This is a genomic window from Streptomyces sp. NPDC042364 (assembly GCF_056437585.1).
On sequence record NZ_JBWKAJ010000002.1, the window covers coordinates 549,293 to 573,564 of the forward strand.

Annotated in this window: 14 protein-coding genes and 2 pseudogenes; 12 read left to right on the forward strand and 4 right to left on the reverse strand. The window is 71.3% G+C overall.

The window, feature by feature from the left end; genetic code table 11:
- Positions 1-28: 28 nt before the first annotated feature.
- The 9 genes and pseudogenes from AC067N_RS05715 to AC067N_RS05755 form a co-directional block, all read left to right on the forward strand.
- Positions 29-199, forward strand: a pseudogene (locus tag AC067N_RS05715) (methyltransferase domain-containing protein); the annotation flags it as partial.
- A 272-nt stretch (positions 200-471) separates the two neighbouring features.
- Entirely contained in the window at positions 472-930 is a 459-nt protein-coding gene (locus AC067N_RS05720) for a hypothetical protein (RefSeq protein ID WP_478677780.1), read from the forward strand.
- Positions 931-1,163: 233 nt separating this feature from the next.
- Positions 1,164-1,655 carry a hypothetical protein gene (locus AC067N_RS05725; RefSeq protein WP_478677602.1) on the forward strand — a complete coding sequence of 164 codons (492 nt, stop codon included), beginning with the start codon at positions 1,164-1,166 and terminating at the stop codon, positions 1,653-1,655.
- Positions 1,656-1,731: 76 nt separating this feature from the next.
- Positions 1,732-3,765: an SPFH domain-containing protein gene (locus AC067N_RS05730; protein ID WP_478677603.1), complete on the forward strand. Its 2,034-nt coding sequence runs from the start codon at positions 1,732-1,734 to the stop codon at positions 3,763-3,765.
- Between the two features lie 143 nt (positions 3,766-3,908).
- Positions 3,909-8,877: pseudogene (locus AC067N_RS05735) on the forward strand (DNA repair ATPase).
- A 430-nt stretch (positions 8,878-9,307) separates the two neighbouring features.
- The gene (locus AC067N_RS05740; protein ID WP_478677766.1) at positions 9,308-10,375 is read left to right on the forward strand and encodes a TerC family protein; all 1,068 of its coding nucleotides are present in this window, start codon (positions 9,308-9,310) and stop codon (positions 10,373-10,375) included.
- A gap of 593 nt (positions 10,376-10,968) precedes the next feature.
- Positions 10,969-11,484 (forward strand): hypothetical protein, encoded by a 516-nt coding sequence (locus AC067N_RS05745; RefSeq protein WP_478677604.1) that lies wholly within the window; start codon positions 10,969-10,971, stop codon positions 11,482-11,484.
- A gap of 105 nt (positions 11,485-11,589) precedes the next feature.
- Entirely contained in the window at positions 11,590-13,023 is a 1,434-nt protein-coding gene (locus AC067N_RS05750) for a flotillin family protein (RefSeq protein WP_478677605.1), read from the forward strand.
- 196 nt (positions 13,024-13,219) lie between these two features.
- Positions 13,220-14,290, forward strand: a complete 1,071-nt coding sequence (locus AC067N_RS05755; RefSeq protein ID WP_478677606.1) for a PucR family transcriptional regulator — start codon at positions 13,220-13,222, stop codon at positions 14,288-14,290.
- 182 nt (positions 14,291-14,472) lie between these two features.
- On the opposite strand, the gene AC067N_RS05760 is transcribed toward AC067N_RS05755, so the two are convergent.
- The 3 genes from AC067N_RS05760 to AC067N_RS05770 all read right to left on the reverse strand — a co-directional run bounded on the left by AC067N_RS05760 (position 14,473) and on the right by AC067N_RS05770 (position 18,193).
- On the reverse strand, positions 14,473-16,410 hold the full coding sequence (locus AC067N_RS05760; RefSeq protein WP_478677607.1) for an NAD-binding protein: 1,938 nt from the start codon (positions 16,408-16,410) through the stop codon (positions 14,473-14,475).
- Positions 16,411-16,548: 138 nt separating this feature from the next.
- Entirely contained in the window at positions 16,549-16,971 is a 423-nt protein-coding gene (locus AC067N_RS05765; protein WP_478677608.1) for a CBS domain-containing protein, read from the reverse strand.
- On the reverse strand, positions 16,958-18,193 hold the full coding sequence (locus AC067N_RS05770) for a cation:proton antiporter (protein ID WP_478677609.1): 1,236 nt from the start codon (positions 18,191-18,193) through the stop codon (positions 16,958-16,960). Before AC067N_RS05770 ends, AC067N_RS05765 begins: the two co-directional genes overlap by 14 nt.
- Before the next feature lie 633 nt (positions 18,194-18,826).
- Here AC067N_RS05770 and nhaA point away from each other — a divergent pair.
- The 3 genes from nhaA (at position 18,827) to AC067N_RS05785 (ending at position 22,569) form a co-directional block, all read left to right on the forward strand.
- Positions 18,827-20,143: a Na+/H+ antiporter NhaA gene (gene nhaA, locus AC067N_RS05775; RefSeq protein WP_478677610.1), complete on the forward strand. Its 1,317-nt coding sequence runs from the start codon at positions 18,827-18,829 to the stop codon at positions 20,141-20,143.
- Between the two features lie 331 nt (positions 20,144-20,474).
- A complete protein-coding gene (locus tag AC067N_RS05780) occupies positions 20,475-21,854 on the forward strand; it encodes a TrkH family potassium uptake protein (RefSeq protein ID WP_478677611.1) in 1,380 nt (459 codons plus the stop codon).
- Positions 21,847-22,569: a potassium channel family protein gene (locus tag AC067N_RS05785; protein WP_478677612.1), complete on the forward strand. Its 723-nt coding sequence runs from the start codon at positions 21,847-21,849 to the stop codon at positions 22,567-22,569. Before AC067N_RS05780 ends, AC067N_RS05785 begins: the two co-directional genes overlap by 8 nt.
- 227 nt (positions 22,570-22,796) lie before the next feature.
- Here the strand turns inward: AC067N_RS05785 and AC067N_RS05790 are convergent, their stop codons facing one another.
- Positions 22,797-24,230 (reverse strand): hypothetical protein, encoded by a 1,434-nt coding sequence (locus AC067N_RS05790; RefSeq protein ID WP_478677613.1) that lies wholly within the window; start codon positions 24,228-24,230, stop codon positions 22,797-22,799.
- Positions 24,231-24,272 lie beyond the last annotated feature (42 nt).

Below are 24,272 nucleotides of genomic sequence, written 5' to 3' on the forward strand. Positions count from 1 at the left end.
GACCGGGCCCGCACCGCTCGTGCTCGACGTGGCCACCGGCACCGGACCCGCGGTCCTCGCCGCCGCCCGCGCCGGGGCCGAGACCGTGGGCCTGGACCACGAGCCCGCACTGTTGCGGACAGCCGGGGAACGCGTCAGGCCGGCCGGGCTCGCCGCGAGGGCACGCTTCGTCGTCGGGGACGCCCTCCGGCTCCCGTTCCCGGCCGGCGCCTTAGGGCTCCGAACAAGAGTGGAGCCCGGCTCGCGACGCCCGGCACGCACGCTCGCCGCGTTGCCGAAAGCCCCTGGTAGCCCCGCTACAAGGAGCTTCCGGCGCCTTGCGATCGCACGCACCAGACGCCGCGAGCTGATCGGACTCCAGTTTTGTTCGGAGCTCTCAGACGCCGTCCTGTCCACCTTCGTTGTGATGTTCGCCCCCGACGCCCGCCGGGCCGCAGCGGAACTGCTCCGGGTCTGCCGCTCCGGGGGATCGTGGCCGTCGCCTCCTGGACCCCCGACGGCGTCATGGGCAGGATCGCCCCGACCGTCACCGGGCACCTGGACCGGCCTCCGACCCCACCGCCCCCGACCCGCTGGGGTGACCTCGCGCACCTCTGCGCCTGGTTCGGGCCGCTCCCCGCTGCCGTACGGACCCGGGTCGAGCACGTCCGCGTCACCTACCCGTCCGTGACCCACGCCGTCACCGTCTTCGAGAACAAGCCCGGCCCGCTGCGCGCCCACCGGTCCGCCCTGCGGGCCCTCGGCCGTTGGGGCGCCGCCCGCTCCGAGCTGGCAGCGCTGTTCGACACCCACAACCGCACCGGCGCCGACCTGGCCGGAAGTCATGGAATCCCGCCCCGAGTGCGGCGTCGCCCCCAAAGGCCGCCGCGCAACCGTCCGGATACCGCTCAGGGAGTTCCCGTCCTGTCACGTCGCCCTACGCATCCTTGACGCGACAGTGACGGCTTCTTAGCGGCCACCGGCATACATGACCCAGCGAACACTGCCGGGAACCGGCAATGCGGGGTCGGTATCGGATCGTGCAGCATGGCTCGTGGGGAGCACGGCGGATGAATCCATGCCGGGCACCGGCAGGTGCCCGGCATGGAGGCCCGGAACGACCGTGCACCGTCGGAGACGACTTGTGCGCGCCGCGGGCGGAGACAGCGGAGGGGGACGGGGAGATGCGGACATTCCTGGCAGCGGCCACGGGTCTGCCCACGATCCTGCTGACCAACGCCCTCATCGTGGTCGTCTGTTTCTGGCTCCTCGCCGCCGTGGGTGTCGCCCGCGTGGACAGCTTCGACACGGACGTGGATCTGCGGGCATGGCGGATGGGCGACGTGCCCGTGACGGTCGCCTTGTCGCTACTGACGGTGATCGCCTGGCCCCTGAGTACTGGCGGGGCGGTTCTCGTGGCCGTGTACGTGCCCCCGGGACCCGTAGCCGGGATGCTGCGCCTCGTCGCATGTGTGGGGGCGCTGTCCGTCGCCTGGGCCGTGACCTGCCTGATCGTACGGCCGTTGCACCGCCTCTCCCCGGACGAACCCGGGGTCTCCGAGCGGAGCGGGTCCGGCCCGGGCGGTGCCGCCGCGCTGCCGCACACCCGCGGAGGGCATCCCCGCGGGACCGCGCCGCGAGCCGCCGCGCTGCATCCGCGGGACCGCGCCGCCTGAGCCTTACCGCCGCCGGATCTCACCTCCGGCCTCTCTGCTTCACGCTCAACTCCCTTACGCCCGAAGGACGTATGCCATGGTCGTCATGATCGTGGGCATCGGCGTGCTCGTCGCCGTCTGCCTGCTCCTCGTACTCGTCGTCGCCCGACTTTTCCGCAAGGTGGAGCAGGGCAAGGCGCTGATCGTCTCCAAGATGCGCAAGGTCGATGTGACCTTCACCGGGCAGGTCGTGCTGCCGGTGCTCCACAGGGCCGAGGTGATGGACATCTCGGTGAAAACCATCGAGATCACCCGGGCCGGCAAGGAGGGGCTGATCTGCCGGGACAACATCCGGGCCGACATCCGCATCTCGTTCTTCGTCAAGGTCAACAAGACCGCCGAGGACGTCGTCAAGGTCGCCCAGGCGGTCGGTACGGCACGGGCGAGCGACCGCAACACGCTGCAGGAACTGTTCCACGCGAAGTTCTCCGAGGCGCTGAAGACCGTCGGCAAGCAGATGGACTTCACCGACCTCTACACCAAGCGCGAGGAACTGCGGTACCGGATCATCGAGGTCATCGGCGTCGATCTGAACGGCTACCACCTGGAGGACGCGGCGATCGACTACCTGGAGCAGACGCCGCTCAGCCAGCTCGACCCGGCCAACGTCCTCGACGCCCAGGGCATCCGGAAGATCACCGAGCTGACGGCCGTGGAGCACGTGCGCACCAACGAGGCCCAGCGCACCGAGGAGAAGGAGATCACCCGGCAGAACGTCGACGCCCGGGAGACCATTCTGGAGCTGGAGCGCCGACAGGCCGACGCCGAGATCAAGCAGCGGCGGGAGATCGACACCGTACGGGCGAGGGAGGAGGCCGAGACGGCGCGGGTGGTGGAGGAGGAGCGGCTCCGCGCGCAGGGCGCCTTCCTCAAGACCGAGGAGCAGCTCGGCATCCAGCGGGAGAACCAGGCCCGTGAGGTCGCCGTCGCCGCGAAGAACCGCGAGCGGGTCATCGCCGTGGAGAGCGAGCGCATCGAGAAGGACCGCCTCCTCGAAGTCATCGCCCGTGAACGGGAGACCCAGCTGACGCGGATCGCCGCCGAGAAGGAGGTGGAGGCGGAGAAGCGGGAGATCGCCGAGGTCATCCGCGAGCGGGTCGCCGTGGACCGAACGGTCGCCGAACAGGAGGAGTCCATCAAGAAGCTGCGGGCCGTGGAGGAGGCGGAGCGGCAGCGGCAGGCCGTGATCATCGCGGCCGAGGCTCAGGCGCAGGAGCGGCTGGTCAAGGACATCAAGGCCGCCGAGGCGGCCGAGCAGGCAGCCACTCACCGTGCCGCCGAGGAAATCACCCTGGCCGAGGCCCGGTTGAAGACCGCTGACCTCGACGCGCGGGCCAAGCTCCGCCTCGCCGAGGGGGTTCAGGCGGAGTCCGCCGCCGAGGGCCTGGCCGCCGTCCAGGTCCGCGACAAGGAGGCCGAGGTCATCGAGAAGGCCGGCCGCGCGGAGGCCGAGGCCACCGAGGCGCGCATGCGGGCCGAGGCGGAGGGCTCCCGGGCCCAGGCGCTCGCAGAGGCCGAGGCCATCGGCGAGAAGCTGAAGGCGGAGGCGGCCGGTCTCACCGAGAAGGCCGCCGCGATGGCCGCGCTCGACGAGGCGTCCCGTACGCACGAGGAGTACCGGTTGCGGCTGGAGGCGGAGAAGGACATCCGCCTGGCCGGGCTGGACGTGCAGCGGCAGATCGCCGAGGCGCAGGCCACGGTGCTCGCCACCGGGCTGGAGAACGCCGACATCAACATCGTCGGCGGGGAGTCGGTCTTCCTCGACCGGCTGGTCGGGGCGATCGCGCTCGGCAAGGGCGTCGACGGCTTCGTCCAGCACTCCGAGACCGCCCAGGCACTCGCGGGGCCCTGGCTGGACGGCACGGCGAGCTTCACCGACGACCTCACCCGTGCCCTCGGATCGGTCTCCACGGCCGATGTGCGGGATCTGACCGTGTCCGCCCTGCTCATGAAGCTCATGAGCAATGGCGGCGCGAACGCCGGACAGTTCCAGCAGCTCCTGGACAAGGCCGGCGAACTGGGCCTCGCCGACACCTCGCTGGCCGCGCTCAACGGCAGCGTCAGGGCCTGACACACGCCGGGGCTCCCCGCACGCCGGGGCCCCGACCGTGTCACCACGGCCCCCCGGCCCGTGGTCCGGAGCCGCCGCACAGGGGACGGCAGCTCCGGACCACGTTTCTTTCGACTTCTCTCCGACTCTCCGAGAGGGACCCCATGACCACCGGGACCAGCGGTCTGGACACCGGCACGTACGAGGTGCTGCGCGACCGGCTCACCGCGCAGGCCGCGGAGCTCGCCCGGCGCGCCGAGGCGCTCAACACCCGCCGGACCGAGGAGTTCGGCTCCACCCTGCTGGAGCTGACGAGCACCGAGCGGCTGCGTACCGAGCACAACTGCGTGCCCCGCGACATCGTCTCCGTCGGCGACACCCTGCTCTTCGGCCACAACGTCTTCCTCGGCCTCAAACCGGAGACGGCGGTGGGCGATGTCTTCGCGCTGTACGACCGCGCGCTGAACCGGCTGCCCGAGGACGCCGTGCCGGGCCTGCTCGACGACCCCGCCTTCGTCCGCGAGTTCGCCGCTCTCTACCGCTACTACCGCCAGGCCCACCTCCTGCAACTGCGCAGCGCCGAAGGCAAGTTGCTCGCCGTCTTCCAGACGGGGGAGAAGACGGGCGACATCCGTGTCCTGCGCTGGGCACTGACCGACGACGGACAGGTCACCTTCCTCGACGCGCGGGGCGAGCGCGGCGACCACCACAACGTATTCCCGCCCTCCCACGACTTCGCCTGGACACGGACGACCCGCGAGCACCACGTTCTGGGCCGCCACCCGCATGTCTCCATCGAGGGCGAGGTCTTCGTCGAGACCGTCGGCGGCGCCCTCACGGTCAAGATCGAGGACAACACCGAGACCGGCGAGGGCATCTACGCCGAGCCGGTTGCCGAGCCGCTGCAGTCCCTCGCCGACGCCGACATCGCGTACGCGCGTGTGGGCGCCCTCATCCTGCTGGACGTCCTGCCGTACAAGGAGGACGTCCACCGCTACCTGGTCTTCAACACGCTCACCAAGAGCGTCGTCCGCCTGGACGGCATCGGCCGGGCCTGCCGGGCACTGCCCGAGGACCAGGGGATCGTCTTCCCCGGCGGCTACTGCCTCGCCACCGGCACGTACAAGACCTTCGACGGCATCGCCGCCTCCTCGGGCATGGCGGACCTGGAGTTCGAGCGCGCGGTCCGTTCGCCGAACGGCGAGGACGTGCTGTTCGCCTTCCACGCGCGCGTGGAGGGCCGCAGTCTGCTGCTGTCGTACAACCTGATCCGCAAGGAGGTAGCCACCCCCCTGACCTGCCATGGCTGGGCGCTGTTCGACGACGGGACCCTCCTCGTCCTGCGTGCGGACAGCGACGAGCCGCAGCGTGTCCATCAGCTCCAGGTCTGGAGATCCCCGTACGTCTCCGACACCCACGCCGCCGCCCAGCCCGTCGGCACCGGCCCTTCTGCAGGCTCTCAACTCGGTTCGCGCAGGGGAGACCTCATCGCCCGCGTCGGCAACGCCGACCTCGTACGCGGCATCTCCGACTGCCTGTCCCTCGCGCGCGCCGTCACCGAGACGACCCCGACGAGCGAGGTCTACGAGGCCCTGGCCGCCGCGTGCATGCGAGCCATCGACTCGTACCACTGGCTGAGCGAGCCCGAACTCGGAGACCTGCACACGCCGCTCACGCAGATCCGGGCCACCGCCGAACAGGTGCTGGCCGAGTTCGAGACCGTACAGGCCCTCTCCCGGCAGGCCGCCGACGCGCTCGCCGAAGCCGCCACGCGCGTCGCCCAAGTCGTACGCCGTCTGCGCGGCGAAGCCCCGCGCGGCGCCGCCGCCTGGGTGACGGGCCTGACCGAACTGCGGCAGGCCCAGGGACATCTGCTCACCCTCAAGGACATGCGGTATGCGGACACCGCCCGCATCGACCAGCTCGCCGCCGCGGCCGAGGCCGACCTCGCCTCCTTCGGCCGACGGGCCGTCGCCCATCTCGCCCGCGAGGACGCCTTCGCCGGCCACCAGGACGAGATCGAGCAACTCGTCGCCCACGCCGAGGCGATCACCACCGTCGCCGAGGCCGCGCCCGTCGCCGCCCGCCTCGACGAACTCGCCGACGGACTGCGCACGGTGACCGAGGTCGTCGCGGGACTCGACATCGGCGACGCCATCGTCCGCACCGCCATCCTGGAGCGGATCGCAGAGCTCCTCGGCGCCGTCAACCGCGCCCGCGCCACCCTCGACGGCCGCCGCCGCGCCCTCCTCGACCGGGAGGGGCGGGCCGAGTTCGCCGCCGAGTTCGCACTGCTCGGCCAGGCCGTCATCGGCGCGCTCGCGGCTGCCGACACTCCGGAGGCCTGCGACGAGCAGCTGGCCCGCATGCTGGTGCGGGTGGAGAACCTGGAGGCGCGGTTCTCCGAGTTCTCCGAGTCCGCCGATTTCGACGACTTCCTCGGCGAACTGGCGGAGAAGCGCGACGAGGTCCACGAGGCGTTCTCCGCCCGCAAGCAGAACCTCGCCGATGCCCGTGCCCGCTGCGCCGAGCGCCTGGCCGACTCCGCGACCCGCGTTCTGCGGACGGTCACCCGCCGCGCCGCCGCGCTCCTCGACGCGGACGTCGTCGCCACGTACTTCACCTCCGACCCGATGCCCGCCAAGGTCCGCCGCATCGCCGAGGACCTGCGGCGACTCGGCGACCAGGTCCGGGCGGAGGAACTGGACGGACACCTCAAGGCCGCCCGCCAGGAAGCCCTGCGCGCTGTGCGCGACCGCACCGACCTGTACACCGACGACGGCCGCACGATCCGCCTGGGCACCCACCGCTTCGCCGTGAACACCCAGCCGCTCGACCTCACCCTCGTCCCGCGCGACGGCGGCCTGGCCTTCGCGATCACCGGCACCGACTACCGCTCCCCGGTCACCGACCCGGACTTCGCCGCGACCCGCCCGTACTGGGACCGCCCGCTGCCGTCGGAGTCCCCCGAGGTCTACCGCGCCGAACACCTGGCCGCCCGGCTGCTTGACGAGCACGGCCCCACGGCCCTCGCCGAGGCCGACCTGCCCGCCCTCGTACGCCGGGCGGCGGAGGCGGCGTACGACGAGGGCTACGAGCGCGGCGTCCACGACCACGACGCGACCCTGGTCCTCATCGCCCTCCTGCGCCTGCACGAGGGCGCCGGCCTGCTCCGCCACGAGCCCGCGGCCCGTGCCGCCGCCCAGCTGTTCTGGGCGCACGGCACGACACCCCGGAAGCGCGAGAGCTGGACCCGGCGTGCGGTGTCGCTGGCGCGCCCGGGACACGTTCGGGCCGGCGCCGGCGATCACCGACCTCCGGGCGGAACTGGCGGAGGCGATCGCCGGGGAGGCGGCGGATGCCGCCGCCGGGTACCTCTTCGAGGAGCTGACGAGCGGCCCCGACGGCTTCGTCATCAGTGCCGGCGCCCGCACGCTGCTCGACAAGTTCCGCCGTACGGTGGGCACGTCGGCCTACGACGACGACCTCGCCGCACTCGGTGACCTGGCGGCCCGCAAGCAACTGGTCGAGGCGTGGCTGACGTCGTACACCGCGGCCACCGGCACGGACATCGCCTCCGGCGACCTGGCGGAGGCGGTGACCGCCGAGCTCTGCCCGGAGCTCGACCGCTACGAGTCCGCCGCCACCCTGACCGAGACGGTCGAGGGACTGCTCGGCACCCACCCGCGCATCCACGACCGCACACTCACCGTCCGCGTCGACGAACTCCTCGCCCGCACCCAGGTGTTCCGGACCCACGAGGTCCCCGCACACCGTGCCTACCAGCGCCGCCGCACGGCACTGGTGGCCGCCGAACGATCGCGCATCCGCCTGGACGAGTACCGGCCGCGGGTGATGTCCGCGTTCGTACGGAGCAAGCTCATCGACGAGGTGTACCTGCCCCTGGTCGGCGACAGCCTCGCCAGGCAACTCGGCACCACGGGGGAGTCCAAGCGCACCGACACCGGCGGTCTGCTGCTGCTCATCTCCCCGCCCGGCTACGGCAAGACGACGCTCATGGAGTACGTCGCCGACCGCATCGGCCTCATCCTGGTCAAGGTCAACGGACCGGCGCTCGGCCACGCCGTGACCTCGCTCGACCCGGCCGAAGCCCCTAACGCCACCGCGCGCCAGGAGGTCGAGAAGATCAACCTCGCGCTGGAGGCGGGCAACAACACCCTCCTCTACCTTGACGACATCCAGCACACCTCGCCCGAACTGCTGCAGAAGTTCATCCCGCTGTGCGACGCAACGCGCCGCATCGAGGGCGTGCGGGACGGCGAGCCACGCACGTACGACCTGCGCGGCAAGCGCTTCGCGGTCTGCATGGCCGGCAACCCGTACACCGAGTCCGGCAGCCGCTTCCGCTTGCCCGACATGCTCGCCAACCGCGCCGACGTGTGGAACCTCGGCGACGTCCTGACCGGCAAGGAGGGCGCCTTCGCGCTCAGCTTCATCGAGAACGCGCTCACCGCCAACCCGGTCCTCGCCCCGCTCGCCGGCCGTGACCGCGCCGACCTCGATCTGCTGATCCGTCTCGCGGAGGGCGACTCGACGGCCCGTGCCGACCGGCTCGCCCACCCGTACTCACCCGCCGAGCTCGAGCGCGTCCTGGCCGTCCTGCGGCACCTGCTCGCGGCCCGCGAGACGGTTCTGGCGGTGAACGCCGCCTACATCGCCTCCGCGGCCCGGTCCGACGCCACCCGCACCGAGCCGCCCTTCCAGCTCCAGGGCTCCTACCGCAACATGAACAAGATCGCCCAGCGCATCCAGCCGGTCATGAACCACAGCGAGCTGGCGGCCCTGATCGACGACCACTACCGGGCCGAGGCCCAGACCCTGACCGCCGGCGCCGAGGCCAACCTGCTGAAACTGGGAGAGCTGCGGGGCACGCTGTCGCCCGAACAGCTTGCGCGCTGGGCCGAGCTGAAGGCCGCGTACGTCCGCACCCAGACCCTCGGTGGCTCGGACAACGACCCCCTCACCCGAGCCATCGCCGCGCTGGGGCTGCTCGCCGACCGCGTCGCGGCCGTGGAGACGGCGATCAACCGTGCCGCCGACCCGCGGTACCTGGTGGCCAATCCGGCGGCCCGGCACGCGGCCCGCCCGGCCGCAGCCGCAGGGGAGGAGTAAGAGCTCCGAACAAGAGTGGAGTCCGATCGGCTCGCGGCGTCTGGTGCGTGCGATCGCAAGGCGCCGGAAGCTCCTTGTAGCGGGGCTACCAGGGGCTTTCGGCAACGCGGCGAGCGTGCGTGCCAGGCGTCGCGAGCCGGGCTCCACTTTTGTTCGGAGCTCTAACACGGCGCACGCTCGTCCTGTGCCCCTGCCCGCGGAGTCGCCCCACGCGGCCCCACGCGGGCGGGGTTCGCCGTCGGGCGCGCTGCTCCGGCCGGTAGACAAAGCACCGGTCTCCTCCGGATACCGGGCTGCCCCTCCGTCTCAGCGAGGCCCGCCCCGTCAGCGCCCCCGGACGGCGGCACCTCCGGGTCGCCCTCTGCGCCGAGATGCCACAGACTCAGGAGGAGGGCCCGCGTCGGTGTGGGCCGCGGAGAGGGTGACCGTCGTGCTGGAGGTCCCGCTCTGGTTGTGGGTGGCGTTCGCCGCGACGGTGGTCGTGTCGCTGGCGGTGGACCTGCTTGCCCACCGTTCCGCACACGTCATCGGCTTCAGGGAGGCCTCCGCCTGGAGCGCCCTCTGGGTGGGCCTCGCACTGGTCTTCGGCGGGGTCGTCTTCGTCGTTCTCGGCACGACGGCCGGCACCGAGTACACCACCGCGTGGCTGCTGGAGAAGAGTCTGTCCGTCGACAATCTCTTCGTCTTCGCCGTGATCTTCGCCTACTTTCGCGTTCCCCGTGCCTATCAGCATCGTGTCCTGTTCTTCGGCGTGATGGGAGCCCTGGTCTTCCGCGGGATCTTCCTCACCCTCGGCGTGGCCGTGGTCAGCCGCTTCACCGCGGTGCTGTTCGTCTTCGCCGCAGTGCTGTTCTACAGCACCTACAAACTCCTCAAGGGCGAGGACGAGGGCTTCGACCCCGGCAAGAGCTTCACGCTGCGACTGCTCCGCAAGGTCATCCCGGTTCGGGACGAGTACGCGGGTATGAGGTTCACCGTCAAGGAGGCCGGCAAGCGCGTGGCCACCCCGCTGCTCGCCGTGGTGGCCGCCATCGAGGCGGCCGACCTGGTCTTCGCGGTCGACAGCGTGCCCGCCGTTCTCGCGGTCAGCGACGACCTCTTCATCGTCTATACCAGCAACGCCTTCGCCATTCTGGGCCTGCGCGCCTTGTATTTCCTGCTCGCGGGACTGCTCGACCGCTTCCACTACCTCAACATGGGGCTGGCGGTGATCCTCGGCTTCATCGGCGTCAAACTGGTCCTCCAGGCGGCTCACAAGACGATCAGCCCCAGCATCCCGGAGATCCCCTCGCCGATCAGCCTCGCGGTCGTCGTCCTTGTGCTGGCCGGGTCCGTCGTTCTCAGTCTGCTACGGCCCACCGGGCCCCATCCGGCCCCTGACGCGGGGACACGGGCGGACACGCCGGCCGATGACCCGGGGCCTTCCGGCTCGCGGCGAACCGAAGGCGAGCGACCCGTCGGCCACGAGCGGCCGGCTGACCGTGAGGACGATCGTTGAGCACCCGACCTGCTGCTCTCCGCGGCCAGGCGATCTATGGTTAAAGGATGAGTAAAACCGAGCATGAGACCGGCCCTCAGGGAACGCTGGTGTGCCCGGTCTGCCGGCAGCCCCTGGACATGACCATCAGGAGACGGCACAAGACCTTGGGGGTGTTCGTGCCCGTGTGGGGCCCGGCCCCCTGCCACAACCGCGACTGTTCCGCCTACATGGTGGAGCCGGCCCCCGGGAGCACCCACCGAAGGCGTTGACAGGGCCCTTCTCCGGACGGTGCGGTCGTGCGGGCACGGCTCGCGGGGCGCGTGCTGTGTGCCTGCGAGACCGCTGCGTGCCGGCGACCACTTGGCGGGGTCTCGCCGAGTTCCTCGGCCACCACCCGCCGCGCCGTAGCAGCCGGTCGACCGTGCCCCACTCCAGACGTGCTCCGTGAGCCGGCCGCTGGGGGGGCGACGTGCTCGGTGCTCCGAGGTGTGCAGGGGACCGGCATCAAGGGAGCGTGAAGATTGCCGTGACCAGGCAGTGTTTTGGTGTCGCCCCTGTGTGAGTATGCGGTCACCGGCGCGGTGACAGTGGGGGAGAGGCGGTGAGCTGGCATGGCCTGGTTTCTGGGTCTCGGCATCGTAGGAGTCGTACTCCTCCTCTTGTCCCTCGTGTTCGACGGTGTCCTTGAGGGTCTCTTCGGCGGCGTCGACGGGCTGGACGGCCTCTTCGAAGGCTGGCTGTCACTCCCGGTCATCGCCGGATTCGTATCGATGCTCGGCTTCTCCGGCGTGATCGTCATGAGCACCACCGGACTCGGCGCGGCCGGTGCCACCGCGATCGGAGTGCCCGCCGGGGCCGCCACGGGCTGGCTCGCGTACCGCCTCAGCCGTGCGCTGCTGAGCGACCGGTCCGGTGCCGCACCGCGCGAGGGCGAGCTGATCGGCGCCGCCGGCTCCGTGGTGACGGCCATTCCGGCCGACGGCTACGGCGAGGTGCTGGTCCACCTGGCCGGGCAGCCCGTGAAGCTCGCGGCGAAGAGTCCGATCCCGGTGGCGCGAGGAGCCGAGATCTGGGTGGAGGAGGCGCTGTCGCAGACAGCGGTCTCCGTGCGCCCTGTCGAACGCTGACCCGCCGCACGGCTTCGCACAGACGGGGCGCCGCCCGGCGCTCCTCCACCCACATGAACCCGTATCGATCTGCCGTCCCCTGGGAGGGCTGAGGGGAAGGACATCATGAGTCCAGTCGTCATCGCCGTGATCGGAGTCGTCGTACTCCTTGTACTGATCGGTCTCGTCGTGGTGACCCGCTACAAGGTGGCGGGCCCCAGTGAGGCCTTCATCGTCACCGGGCGGCGTGGCAAGCAGTCCACCGATCCGGAGACGGGTCGGGTGTTCACCGACAACAGCGGGCAGAAGGTCGTGGTCGGCGGCGGGGTGTTCGTCGTGCCGTTCGTGCAGCAGAAGTTCACTCTGGACCTGTCGTCCCGTCACATCCCGGTGGCGGTGCGCGGCGCGGTCACCCTGCGAGGCGTGAAGGCGCACCTGGAGGGGGTCGCCATCGTCAAGGTGGGCGGGACCGAGGACTCCATCCGGGCCGCCGCCCAGCGGTTCCTGATGCAGCAGGACGGCATCGTCGGCTTCACCCAGGAGGTGCTCTCCGGCGCGCTGCGGGCGATCGTGGGCCGGATGGCGGTGGAGGACATCATCCGCGACCGGGCCGCGTTCGCCGGCCAGGTCGCCGAGGAGGCCGAGGCCAGTCTGTCCGGGCAGGGCCTGGTACTGGACGCCTTCCAGATCCAGGACATCAGCACCGAGGGCTCCTACCTGGAGGACCTCGGGCGCCCCGAGGCCGCCCGAGCCAAGCAGGAGGCCGACATCGCCGAGGCCGTGGCCCGGCGTGCGGCCGAGCAGGCACGGCTGAAGGCCGAGGAAGAGATCGCGATCGCGCAGCGGACCTTCGCGCTGAAGCAGGCCGAGATCAAGGCCGAGACGGACGAGGCCGCTGCTCGTGCGGCCGCGGCCGGTCCGCTGGCCGAGGCCGCTCGGCAGCAGGAGGTGCTCGGCGAGCAGGAGAAGGTCGCCGAACGACAGGCCGCCCTGACCGACCGCGAGCTGGACACCAAGGTCCGCAAGCCCGCGGACGCGGCCCGCTATCAGGCCGAGCAGGAGGCGGAGGCCCGTCGGATCGCGCTGGTCAAGGAGGCCGAGGCGACCGCCGAGCGGGCCAGGCTGACGGGTGAGGGCGAGAAGGCGCAGCGCGCCGCGCTCGCCGCGGCGGTGCGTATCGAGGGTGAGGCGGAGGCCGCCGCCATCGGTGCGAAGGGGGCCGCCGAGGCCGAGGCGATGCGGAAGAAGGCCGACGCCTTCGCCCAGTACGGCGATGCCGCCGTGCTGCAGATGCTCGTGGAGGTGCTGCCGCAGGTCGTCGCCAAGGCGTCCGAGCCGCTCAGCGCGATCGACAAGATGACGGTGATCTCCACCGACGGTGCCTCGCAGCTGTCCCGTACGGTCGCCGACAACGTCGCCCAGGGTCTTGAACTCCTCGGATCCACCACCGGAGTCGACCTCGCCGAACTCTTGAAGGGCATCACCGGGCGGGTCGGCGCAGCGCAGCCCGCGCCGACGGCTCCGGCTGAGGCCAATGGAAAGGTCGAGATCACCGGCTGACGCCGACATCGAGAGAGAACGCCCGGGCGGTCCGGCAACCAACCGCCCGGGCTTCTGCGTGAAGGCGCTGCAACGGTCTGGAATGTGCAAGCGACTTCGACAACTGCCGGAGACGGGCAACGAGCGACCTGCGCGGAGCCACGTGCAGGGGCATGCGCTAGAAAGGCGTCGACAAGGAAGCAACAACGGGGGCCGCATGACCTTTCGGGACACGTCCGGGGAGCACGACGACTACTTGGAGGGATACGCCCGCATCCTCGCGGACGCCTCGGCGACCGGGCGGCGGCTGACCCGCAGCGAACTGGATTCGCGGCGGGCGCTGGGCGAGCAGGCGGCGGAGGCGGGCCTCGGCCTGCGGGCTCTGGTCGGCGCCCACATGGCCGCCACCCGGGCGCACTGGCCGGCCGGGGACCGTGTTTCCGTGGACGACGTGCTGGGCGCGGTGGCACAGGCCGTCGACGCGTTCGCCGAAGGCTACGAGCGGGCGCAGCGGCTCGCCGTACGCCAGGAGGAAGCCGCTCGCCGCGAGTTCATCGACGACCTGCTGTACGGCCGCAGTGACCTGGGCCGCCTCGCCGAGCGCGCGGAGCGGTACGGGCTGCGACTGTCGTACGAGCACGCGGTCGCCGTGGCACGAGGCCCGGTGGCCTACGAGGAGGGCGACACGGTGCTGCGGGACGTGGAACACGCGCTGATCGGCCGGTTCGGCGACCGCAGCATCCTGCTCACCACCAAGGACGGCCGGCTGGTGTGCATCGCCCCCGGCGACCAGGGCGAGGTGCTCGCCCACTTCGCCAAGCAGGCGTTCGCCGCCACCGGCGGCGGTCAGGTGGGCATCGGCCGCCCGCAGCCCGGCGCGGCAGGTGTCGTCCAGTCCTACGAAGAGGCCCTGAACGCCCTGGACCTGGGCGAACGCCTCGAACTGGACGATCCCGTGCTGCATGCGGCGGACTTTCTCGTGTACCCGGTGCTCACCCGCGACCGGCAGGCCATGGCCGATCTGGTGGACAACGCCCTCGGCCCGCTGCGCCGAGCCCGCGGCGGAGCCCAGCCGCTGCTGGACACCCTCACCGCCTACTTCGACGCCGGGTGCGTGGCCGCCGAGGCGGCGCGGCGGCTGTCGTTGAGCGTGCGCGCCTTCACCTACCGCCTGGAGCGCATCCACAAGCTCACCGGCGCGGACCCCTCTGACCCCGTTCACCGTTACACCCTGCAGACCGCGGTGATCGGCGCCCGCCTGCTGGACTGGCCGACGAAGCCGGAGTGACGCCAGGACGACGGTCTCGGTGATGCACCGGCTCCGGAGGTACCGGACGGGGCGGGCCTGTCGTACTCAGGCTGTACCCCCTGTCTCGGAGGGTGCCCGGGTAGTCGCCGCCGACGCGGGCGCGAACCACCCGGATCACGATGCGGGGGCTGTCTCTCCGCTGTGCCCCACATGGCGGTGCTTCACGGGCCGAAGGACCGAGTTCGAACCTGTGGCCGTCGTCCGAGGAGTTCGGCCAGGCCCTGCCGGGTGGTGGCGAGGACCACCCGGTCCTGCGGGCGCAGGACGTACCCGGGGTGCGGCTTCCACAGGAGGCCGGCGGGCCGCTCGGTGTCGTCGTGGGCCGGGGTGGTGGCGAGGTCGGGGAGGCGGTCGTCGGGTGCGGCGGTGTCCAGGGCGAGGACGCGCCAGGCGCCGGGCCGGAAGGACTCGGCGACGGTGCGTCCCTCCAACTGCGGATGCCCGGCGACGTCCAGTGCCGCGAAGAGCAGGACGCGCCGTTCGACGGGGATGGCGCCGAGGATCTGGCGGCCCATCATCGCGCCGGCGAAGGCGGGCGCGGCGAGGGTGGAGACACTGCGGCTGCGGGTGAGGGCCTGGGGGTGGGCGGCCCGCATGGTGCGGTGGACGGCGGTGGCGAAGTGGTCGTCGTACAGGCGGAGCGCTGTTCGCAGGTCGGGTTTGACGGAGCGGGCGTAGAGGGCGGCTTCGAGGTTGGTGGTGTCGCTGCTGGTGAGGGCGAGCAGGGCGTGGGCGCGGTCGATCCCGGCCGCTTCCAGGACGCCTTCCTGGGTGACGTCGCCGAGGACCGTGGGAACGCACAGGCGGCGGGCGAGCGGGATGCCGCGTGCCTCGGGGTCCTCCTCGACGCACACCACGGGGATGCCGAGTTCGTGCAGCCGGGCGAGGACGCGGGTGCCGATCTTGCCCAGGCCGAGCAGGACGACGTGGCCGGACAGGGCCCGGGGCGGTCGGCGCAGCGCGGAGGCGGTGCGGAAGGTGCCGAACGCCTCCAGGGCGGCGGCGAGCAGCACGGGCAGGAACAGCAGCCCGGCCAGGCCGGCGAGGAGTTGGAGGACCTGACGGCTCGTGGGTTCGTCGAGGGCGGGGTCGTTGATGGCGAACAGGTCGAGCATGGTGAGGTAGGCGGCGTGCAGCGGGTGACCGTCGGTGGTCAGGGAGGTGGCCACGGCCAGAGCCAGCACGCTGGTCACCAGTCCGGCCAGCGACCAGCGCAGCCGGGCGGGGAACAGGGCGGCGAGCGGCAGCCCTCGTTCCGTCAGGCGGCGGGGTGGGGGAGCGGTGCCGGTGTGGGTGATGGTCTCCAGGACGACCGTGCCGCGTCCGGTGGCGGCGGCCACCGTCTCTTCGTCGGGCAGCAGCGTCGGCCCTTCCCGGCCGCTGGCGTCCGAGCCCTCCGCACCGGACGGGTCTTCGGTGGTCGACGACAGCAGGGCGAGTGTGCACAGGCCGGGGTCGGCCACCTCGCCGGTGGCCGGTGGTGTGCGTTCCACGGCCCGCAGCAGCAGCCCGTCGGCCTGGACGACCTTGCTGGTGCCGGCGACGGCGGTGGCCGCGAGGGCGGGCGCGGCGGTGTCCGCGTCCGACAGGACGGTGGTGGAGGTGTCCAGGGCCGCCGGGTCGAGGTCGGGGACGGCCAGGGCGGCGGCCTGGTCGAGGAGTTCCTCCAGGTGCTGGCCGAGTTTGCGGTTGTAGAGCCGGATGACCAGGCGCAGCCGGGGGTTGAGCCTGCGGGCCGCGAGCGCGGCGCGGATGTTGGTCTCGTCGTCCTCGTGCACCAGAGCCAGCGCGGCGGCCTCGCGCACCCCGGCCTCGGCCAGCGCTCTCTCGTCCAGCTCCGGGGCTTCGAGGACGCGCTGAGCGTCCGGGCCGGTGTCCGTCCGTCCGATCACGGACTGCACCCGGTCCAGCAGGGCCGAGGTACGTGCTCGCGGCCCGATGGCGCCGGTGCGGGACGCCGGTGGTACGACGAGGGTGACCCGCTCCCGGTACACCGCGGTGAGTTCGCCGGCCAGCCGCTCGGCGAGCGCGTCGTCACCGCACACGATCATGTGGCCCGCCTGAGGAACGAGCCGTGCGGGCTGCGGGAACACCGTCATGCGGACCCTCCCTGACTGCCTGGACGAGTTCGTGCCGATACACATGTCCGACGGCCGACGCTCCGCGCGCGGCGGAGGTGAGGACCGGGCCCCGCTCCGTCCCGTCGGTGGCGACGCCCATCCGGCCCTTCCGGCCGTTCACGCTTCTCCTCCGACAAGTCGTTCCATCAGCCGGCCGGCTGTCACCACGCCCGCCAACCACCGTTGGTCGTCGTCGCGTTCGACGACGGCGACCAACGGGCTGCGGGTCCGCGCGATGAGGTCCGTGATCCGTGCGAGGCCGTCGTTCTCCTCGACCGTCGGCGGGCTGGGACTGCCGGGCGGCAGCCAGTCCGCGACCGTGAGGCCGGCGATCCGTGTCGGGGCCTCCTCATGGTCCCGCCCGTCGGACACGAGCCGTCCGACGAGGTGGGCGCAGGGCACGAGGGCGTACGGCACGGCGTCGGTGTCGACGACCAGAAGCGCGGGTAACCGGCGCAGAGCCGGCAGGCGGACGGCGTGGGCGGCGTCCTCGTCGGTGGTGACGTACGGGTGGGGCTCGGCGAGGTCACGCGCCGACACGGTCGGCTCCCTCGACAGCGGGGGGCGTGCCAGGACCGGAGCGTGTGCCCGTGAGGCCGTCCACGTGGAAGAGCCGGGCGATCGGTACGTCGGTGGAGCTGTGCGCGATGATCGAGAAGGCGATGCACACGGCGATGAGGGTGAATGCCTCCTCGCCCTGTGGGATCCCGGCCTGGAGCACGAGCAGCCCGTAGACCACCGAGGCGAAGCCCTTGGGCCCGAACCAGGCCGCGACCAGCTTCTCCTGGCGGGTGAACCGGGTGCCGAGCAGCGACAGCAGCAGCGACGCCGGGCGGATCAGCACGATGGCCAGGACGACGGCCACGTATCCGCCGAAGGACAGGTCACCGAACAACTGCGGCGTCAGCAACGCGCCGAACACCAGCAGCGCCGCGAACTTCGCCAGCTCCGCCAGCGCCTCGCCCAGCGGCTCGAACGCCTCCTTCGCCTCCAGCGAGCGTGCGGTGAGCACGGCGCCGGCGGAGAACGCGGCGAGGTAGGGGTTGGCGTGTGTGAGATGGCAGACCGCGTACAGGATCACGCCGATCGCCAGCGGCAGCAGCGGCTGCAGTTTCGGCTCGGCGCCCAGCAGCCGGAAGCGTACGAGTTCGATGACGACGTAGGGCAGGACGATGCCGAAAACCAGCCCGAGGACCAGTTCCAGGGCGATCTTGCCCAGGGACGCCTCGGCGTTGCCGGAGGTCGGGCCGGCCGCGGCGATCAGGATGAGGACGACCGGCAGGGCGAGCCCGTCGTTGATGCCGCTCTCCACGTTCAGCAACTGCCGCAGCTTCGACGGGACCTCCTTGCGGCCGACGATCGCGGAGGCGAAGACCGGGTCGGTCGGCGCGAGCACGGCGCCGACCAGGAAGGACGTCGTCCAGTCCAGCCCTGCCAGGTAGTGCGTGATCAGCGCCATGCCGATGAACGCCAGCGGCATCCCGAGCCCCAGCGCGCGGGCAGGGTTGCGCCAGTTCGCGCGCAGCTTGGGGAAGGAGACGTGCATGCCGTCGGTGAACAGCACCGCGAACAGCGCCAGATCCGCCGTCACCGACACGATCTCGCTGTCCGGAGTGATGTGGATCCAGCCCAGGAAGCCGTCGCTGACGAGCGCGCCGCCGACAAGGAAGAGCAGCGATGTCGACAGCACCGTGCGGGCGGCGAGACCCGACAGCAGCACCGCTATCAGCAGCGCCACCCCGAAGACCACGACAAGCACCATGAACAGGACCCCCGATCAGCGAAGAGAGTTCTCTCGACCGCCGACCAGACTTCCCGGCACACCGCGGGGAACCCTACACGTTCTTTATGCGGCGTTGACAGGCCTTTGGTGCGCAGCCACGGATCCTCGTACGTTGCCGGGTTCCGGCATCAGACACTGCTCCTGGCATGGGTCAGGAGGATGCGCTGCCCCGGGGCCGGGCAGGGAACGGAGGAGGGCCCGCGGCAGGCCGACTTCACGCGGCGTAGTGGCAGCAGCGCGCGGACGCGTGGAAGGCACGGTCCGCGGACGGCGTACGAACATCCGGTCGCCGCGGGCCGTGGCACGGCCGCCCACGAAGAAGGCGCCCCGTTACTCGGAGGGTGGAGCGTCCTCTGAGAGGCCGTCTCGGCGACCGGAACGGTCTCCTCACCACCGGAACGACCGACTCGTCTGCGTTGGGCCACGCGGGGCGTCCAAACGTGATGATGATCGCATCGGCCCGCCTGCATCGGGAGCTCTCGGTCCGCATGCCGCGAGTCGTGGCGGTTAGTGTGTAAAGAACGCGTCAAAGGCGCGGGGTGTGCCGGGAAGTCTGGTCGGCGTCGAAGGGGCACGTGTGCCCGGAGCTCGATGCTGTGGAGGTCTTCCCGGATGCGTGCACCTCGTGGGGAGCGTTCCGTCTTCCTCGGCCTGCTGCCCTGGCCGGAGCGGGTCCGGGTGGCCCGCGCCCTGCGTACGGAGACGGTCGGCGGGCTGGTGCTGCTGACGGCGGCCGTGGTGGCACTCGTGTGGGCGAACACCCCGTGGAACGGTACGTACGAACAGCTGCGCGACGCCCACTTCGGGGTCTCCGCGCTGGGTCTGGACCTCTCGGTGGAGCACTGGACGGCGGACGGGCTGCTGACCGTGTTCTTCCTGGTCGCCGGTATCGAGCTGAAGCGCGAGCTGGTCGTCGGTGAACTGCGGACACCGGCCACGGCCGCCCTCCCGGTGGTGGCCGCCCTGTGCGGTATGGCGGTTCCCGCCGGCGTCTACCTGGCCACCGTCGGACTCGGCGGAGGCAGCTCACAGGGGTGGGCGGTGCCCATGGCCACCGACATCGCGTTCGCGCTCGCCGTGCTCGCGGTGCTCTCCACCCACCTGCCGTCCGCCCTGCGGGCGTTCCTGCTGACGCTGGCCGTGGTCGACGACCTGGGCGCGATCCTGGTGATCGCGGTCTTCTTCACCAGCGACCTGAACCCGGCCGCCCTCGCCGGGGCCGCGGCGGGCCTGGTGGTCTTCTACCTGCTGCAGCGGTTCCGGGTACGCGGCTGGTGGTGGTACGTGCCGCTGGGACTGGTGATCTGGGCGCTGATGTACAACGGCGGAGTTCACGCCACCGTGGCCGGTGTGGCCATGGGGATGATCCTGCGTACGAGCCGTGGCGAGGGCGAGGACGTCTCCCCGGGCGAGCGGGCCGAACACCTGTTGCGGCCGATCTCCGCCGGGGTGGCGGTGCCGTTGTTCGCACTGTTCGCCGCCGGGGTGAGTGTGTCGGGCGAGGCGCTGGGCGAGGTGTTCACGCGTCCGGAGCCGCTGGGAGTCGTCCTCGGACTGGTGCTGGGCAAGACGGTGGGGATCTTCGCGGGCACCTATCTCGCGGCCCGCTTCACCCGGGCCCGTCTCAACCCCGACCTGGCCTGGGCGGACGTGTTCGCCCTGGCCGTACTGGCCGGCATCGGCTTCACCGTGGCCCTGCTCATCGGCGAACTCGCCTTCACCGATCCGGCCGCTGCCGAACACGTCAAAGCGGCCGTCCTTCTCGGCTCGCTGATCGCGGCCGCCGTCGCGGCCGTGCTGATCAGACGCCGCAATGGCATCTACCGCCGTTTGTGGGAGGCCGAGAACCGGGACGAGGACGCCGACGGCATCCCCGACATCTACCAGCGTGCCGCCCTGGGGCGCGATGGTGCGGGGGGCCCTGGCTGAAGGAGCCACCGTCGTCGCCGGGAGCCCGGGCGTCGGCGGACGTCCAGTGGATCACCCCTGCTTCGCGCCCTTCGCCGGTGCAGCAGCCGGAACCAGGACAGCGAGCCACCGCGTCGACCGGACGTTCCTCGGTCGACCGGGGCGCGCCCTGCCAACGACACCTGACACCTGACACCTGATGCCTGGCTCCGGAGGGACGGCCGCAGAACCTCCGGGCTGGAGGTCAGAGGAGCACCGCCGCCGGGTAGGGTGACGGCCGCGCGGGGTGTGACGGGCTCCGACGAGGTCCATCCCTGGCCATGACGGACTGGGCGTACACAGAAGGGGAGCCGTGGGAGGACGTTCCGCGCATCCGCGCAGGTCGCTGTTGACCGCGCACCCGGCCCGTACGGTCGTGCTGGCCTTCGCCGCCGTGATCGCGCTAGGGACCGGGCTGCTGGCACTGCCGCTCGCCGCCGAGGACGGTACGGCCACCGGGCTGGTCACCGCGCTGTTCACCTCCACCTCCGCCGTGTGCGTGACGGGCCTGGCCGTGGTGGACACAGGCACGTACTGGAGCGGCTTCGGCGAGGGTGTGATCCTCGCGCTGATCCAGGTCGGTGGCTTCGGCATCATGACCATGGCCTCCCTGCTCGCCCTGCTGGTCTCCGGGAAGCTGCGGCTGCGACTGCAGCTCACGGCCCAGGCGGAGACCAAGAGCCTGGGCATCGGCGACGTACGACGGGTGCTGCTCGGCGTCGCCGGCACGACGCTGATCGTGGAGCTCGCGGTCGGCGCGATCCTCTCCCTGCGTTTCCGCTTCGGGTACGGCAACTCCATCGGTGAGGCCGTGTACCTGGGCTACTTCCACGCGGTGTCCGCCTTCAACAACGCCGGGTTCGGCCTGCACGCCGACAGCCTGACCCGTTATGCCCGGGATCCGTGGGTCACCCTGCCGATCGCCGTGGCCGTGATCCTCGGCGGGCTCGGTTTCCCCGTCCTCCTGGAACTGCTCCGCCACCGCAACCGCAACCGCCCCCGCACCGCCGGCCGCCGCAACTGGACCCTGCACATCAGGCTGACGCTCGTCACCACCGTCGTGCTGCTTGCCGCCGGCACCCTGCTGACCTGTCTGCTGGAGTGGACCAACCCGGCCACTCTCGGGTCGCACGACTGGCCGGAGAAGCTCCTGAACGGGTTCTTCCACTCCGCGATGACCCGTACGGCAGGCTTCAACTCACTCGACATCGGGGCCATGCATGCCTCCACGCTCTTGATGACGTGCATGCTGATGTTCATCGGCGGCGGCAGCGCGGGGACCGCAGGCGGAATCAAGGTCACCACGTTCGCGGTGCTGGCCGTCGCGATCATCGCCGAGGTGCGCGGCGAACCCAAGACGTCGGTCCTGGGCCGCAGACTCGCCCCGCACAGCCTGCGCCAAGCGCTGACCGTGGTACTGCTCGGCGTCGGTCTGGTCATGGCCGCCACCCTGGCTTTGCTCAGCATGACCTCGCTGCCGCTGGAGGGGGTGCTCTTCGAGGTCGTCTCCGCCTTTGCCACCGTCGGGCTGTCCACCGGCATCACGGCCGACTTTCCCGACGCCGGGCAGCTGATCCTCGTCCTGCTGATGTTCATCGGCCGTCTCGGTCCGGTCACCCTGGTCTCGGCGCTGGCCCTGCGCGAGCGCGTCCGCCGTTACGAACTGCCCGAGGAGCGACCCGTCATTGGTTAACTACCTGCACTCCCTGCGTCGGCGCCGCGGTAAGCGGCTGGCCCACCAGCACACACAGCACACCGGGGACCAGCGGGTCGCGGTCATCGGCCTCGGCCGCTTCGGCAGCTCGCTGGCCAACGAGCTGATGCACCGCGGCTGGGACGTCCTCGGCATCGACACCGACACCCGTCTCGTACAGAAGTACAGCGACGGACTGACCCACTCGGCGGTCGCCGACTGCACCGACCCCGAGGTGCTGCGTCAGCTCGGCGTGCACGAGTTCACCAGCGCGGTCGTCGGCATCGGCACCGACATCGAGGCGTCCATCCTGGTCAGCTCCAACCTGCTGGAGGCCGAGGTCCCCAACATCTGGGCCAAGGCCATCAGCCGCCAGCACGGCCAGATCCTCGAACGTCTGGGCGTCCACCACGTCGTCCTGCCCGAGCACGAGATGGGCGAACGGGTCGCGCACCTGGTCACCGGGCGGATGCTGGACTTCATCGAGTTCGACGACGACTACGCGCTGGTGAAGACCGTCGCCCCGGGCATCGCCACCGGCGTCCCGCTCGGCCAGAGCCACGTCCGCAGCAGGTACGGCGTCACCGTCGTCGGCATCAAGCGCCCCGGTGAGGACTTCACGTACGCGACCGCCGACACGGTCGTGCAGAAGGGTGACGTCATCGTGGTCACCGGCAAGACACATGCGGTGGAGAGGTTCGCCGAGCTCGGCTGAGCGGCGCCGCGCCGTAGGGAGTGTGCCGAGGGCACGAGGGCAAGGGCGTCGGCGAAGGCCGCAGCCACCGCATGCGCCCGCCCCCGCTCGCCGCCCGGGTCTCCGGTGTCCGCCTGCGCCGGGACCGTCGGTGCCAGGCCGGCCCGGACCAGGTCGGCGATCAGCCCGCCCGACGAAGCGTTGTCGCCCGCTCGGCGAAGCGTTGTCGCCCGTGTCGGTCGGAATCTTCACCAGCCGGTGAGCAGCAGGTGGTTGATGAGCAGCGCGAGTGCGGCCTGTGCGGCCAGCCAGGCGCGGGGCCGGGGGAGCAGGGCGCCCGCCGCGAGCAGCCACATGGCGAAGGGCAGCCAGATCCGTTCGGTCTCCGCTTTGCTCATACCCGACAGGTCGGCGACGAGGAGTGCGGCAAGAGCGAGGAGTACCAGCAGGGCCAGGCGGACTTCGGGAGTGTGCCGGGGCGTGTTCTCGACGGGCAGGGGGCATACGCGTGCCCGGACCGGCCGGAGCCGCTCGCGCTCCCGGACGAGTACGGCGGCGGTCCGCCGCAGCCCCGCCACCGTGGCCGGGCCGACCACCAGCGCGGTGCAGGCGAGGTTCGCCCAGACCCAGTAGCCGTAGGGTCTGAACCCGCCCGCTCCCTGGTAGTAGCGTTCGACGAGCAGGTGGTACGCCTCCCACCAGTCGAAGCCGACGAGTGTGAAGGCCAGCGGTACGACGGCGGTTCCCGCGAGCAGGAAGGGCAGCGTCCTGAGCCTCCTTCGCCCGAGGACCAGCACTCCCGCCCCGACCACCGCGAACAGCGTGAGCCCGTACGAGAGGTAGCAGGCCAGGCCGAACAGCAGGCCCGCGCCGAACGCGGCGGTCCACGACCGGCGTGTCGTCCGGGCCGTGGCCGCGAGTGCGACGAGGGCTACGGACCATGCGGCGACGGCCGCGAAGTAGCCGTCGGCCGACGTCCCCATCCACACGGCGGCGGGCGCGAGCGCCAGGAAGGGTGCCGCCCGGCGGGCCAGGGCCTCATCGGCCAGGCTCCTTGCGGTGACGAGGACGGCGACCGCCGTGGTGGCCCCGATGGTGATGGCCCATACCCCCGCCCAGGCGCCTCCGCCCAGCCCGATGCGGTCCAGGAGGACGAAGGTGAGGGTGGCGCCCGGGGGGTGTCCGGCGACGTGCGGGGGCCAGTGGTCCGGGGAGTGGAGCAGGATGTGGTTCGTGAAGTCCCGCAGGGTCGCGGGGATGTCGTGGAAGCGGTCGATGACCTGGAGGTACTCGTACCGGGTGGTCAGTCGTCGGGCGATGCCCCGGTGCCAGCCGTCGATGAGGGCGAGGGAGAAGATCCATGCCGTGGCGGTGGCCCAGGAGGCGAGCAACAAGGCGCGCCAGGGCAGGCGTGCGGCGACGGTGGGGCCGTACGCCACGACGACGACCGCGACGGTGACCGCTGCCGGGGTGCCGGGGCCGAAGTGAGGGAGCCAGTTGGCGTACAGGGGTGGCCAGCCGACGTGGAGGACGTCCTTCGACCGCTTGATGGCGACACCCACCAGCGCGGCCGTCAGGACGAGCAGTGCGGCGCCGGCGACGGCGTACAGGTCGCGGCGGAGATCGCGGCGAAGGCCGGGGCCGGTATCGCCACGCAGGTCACTGCGGAGATCACGGTTCACGCGGGAACGTTAAGCCGGACGGCGGCGGCCGGGGCCCGTGTC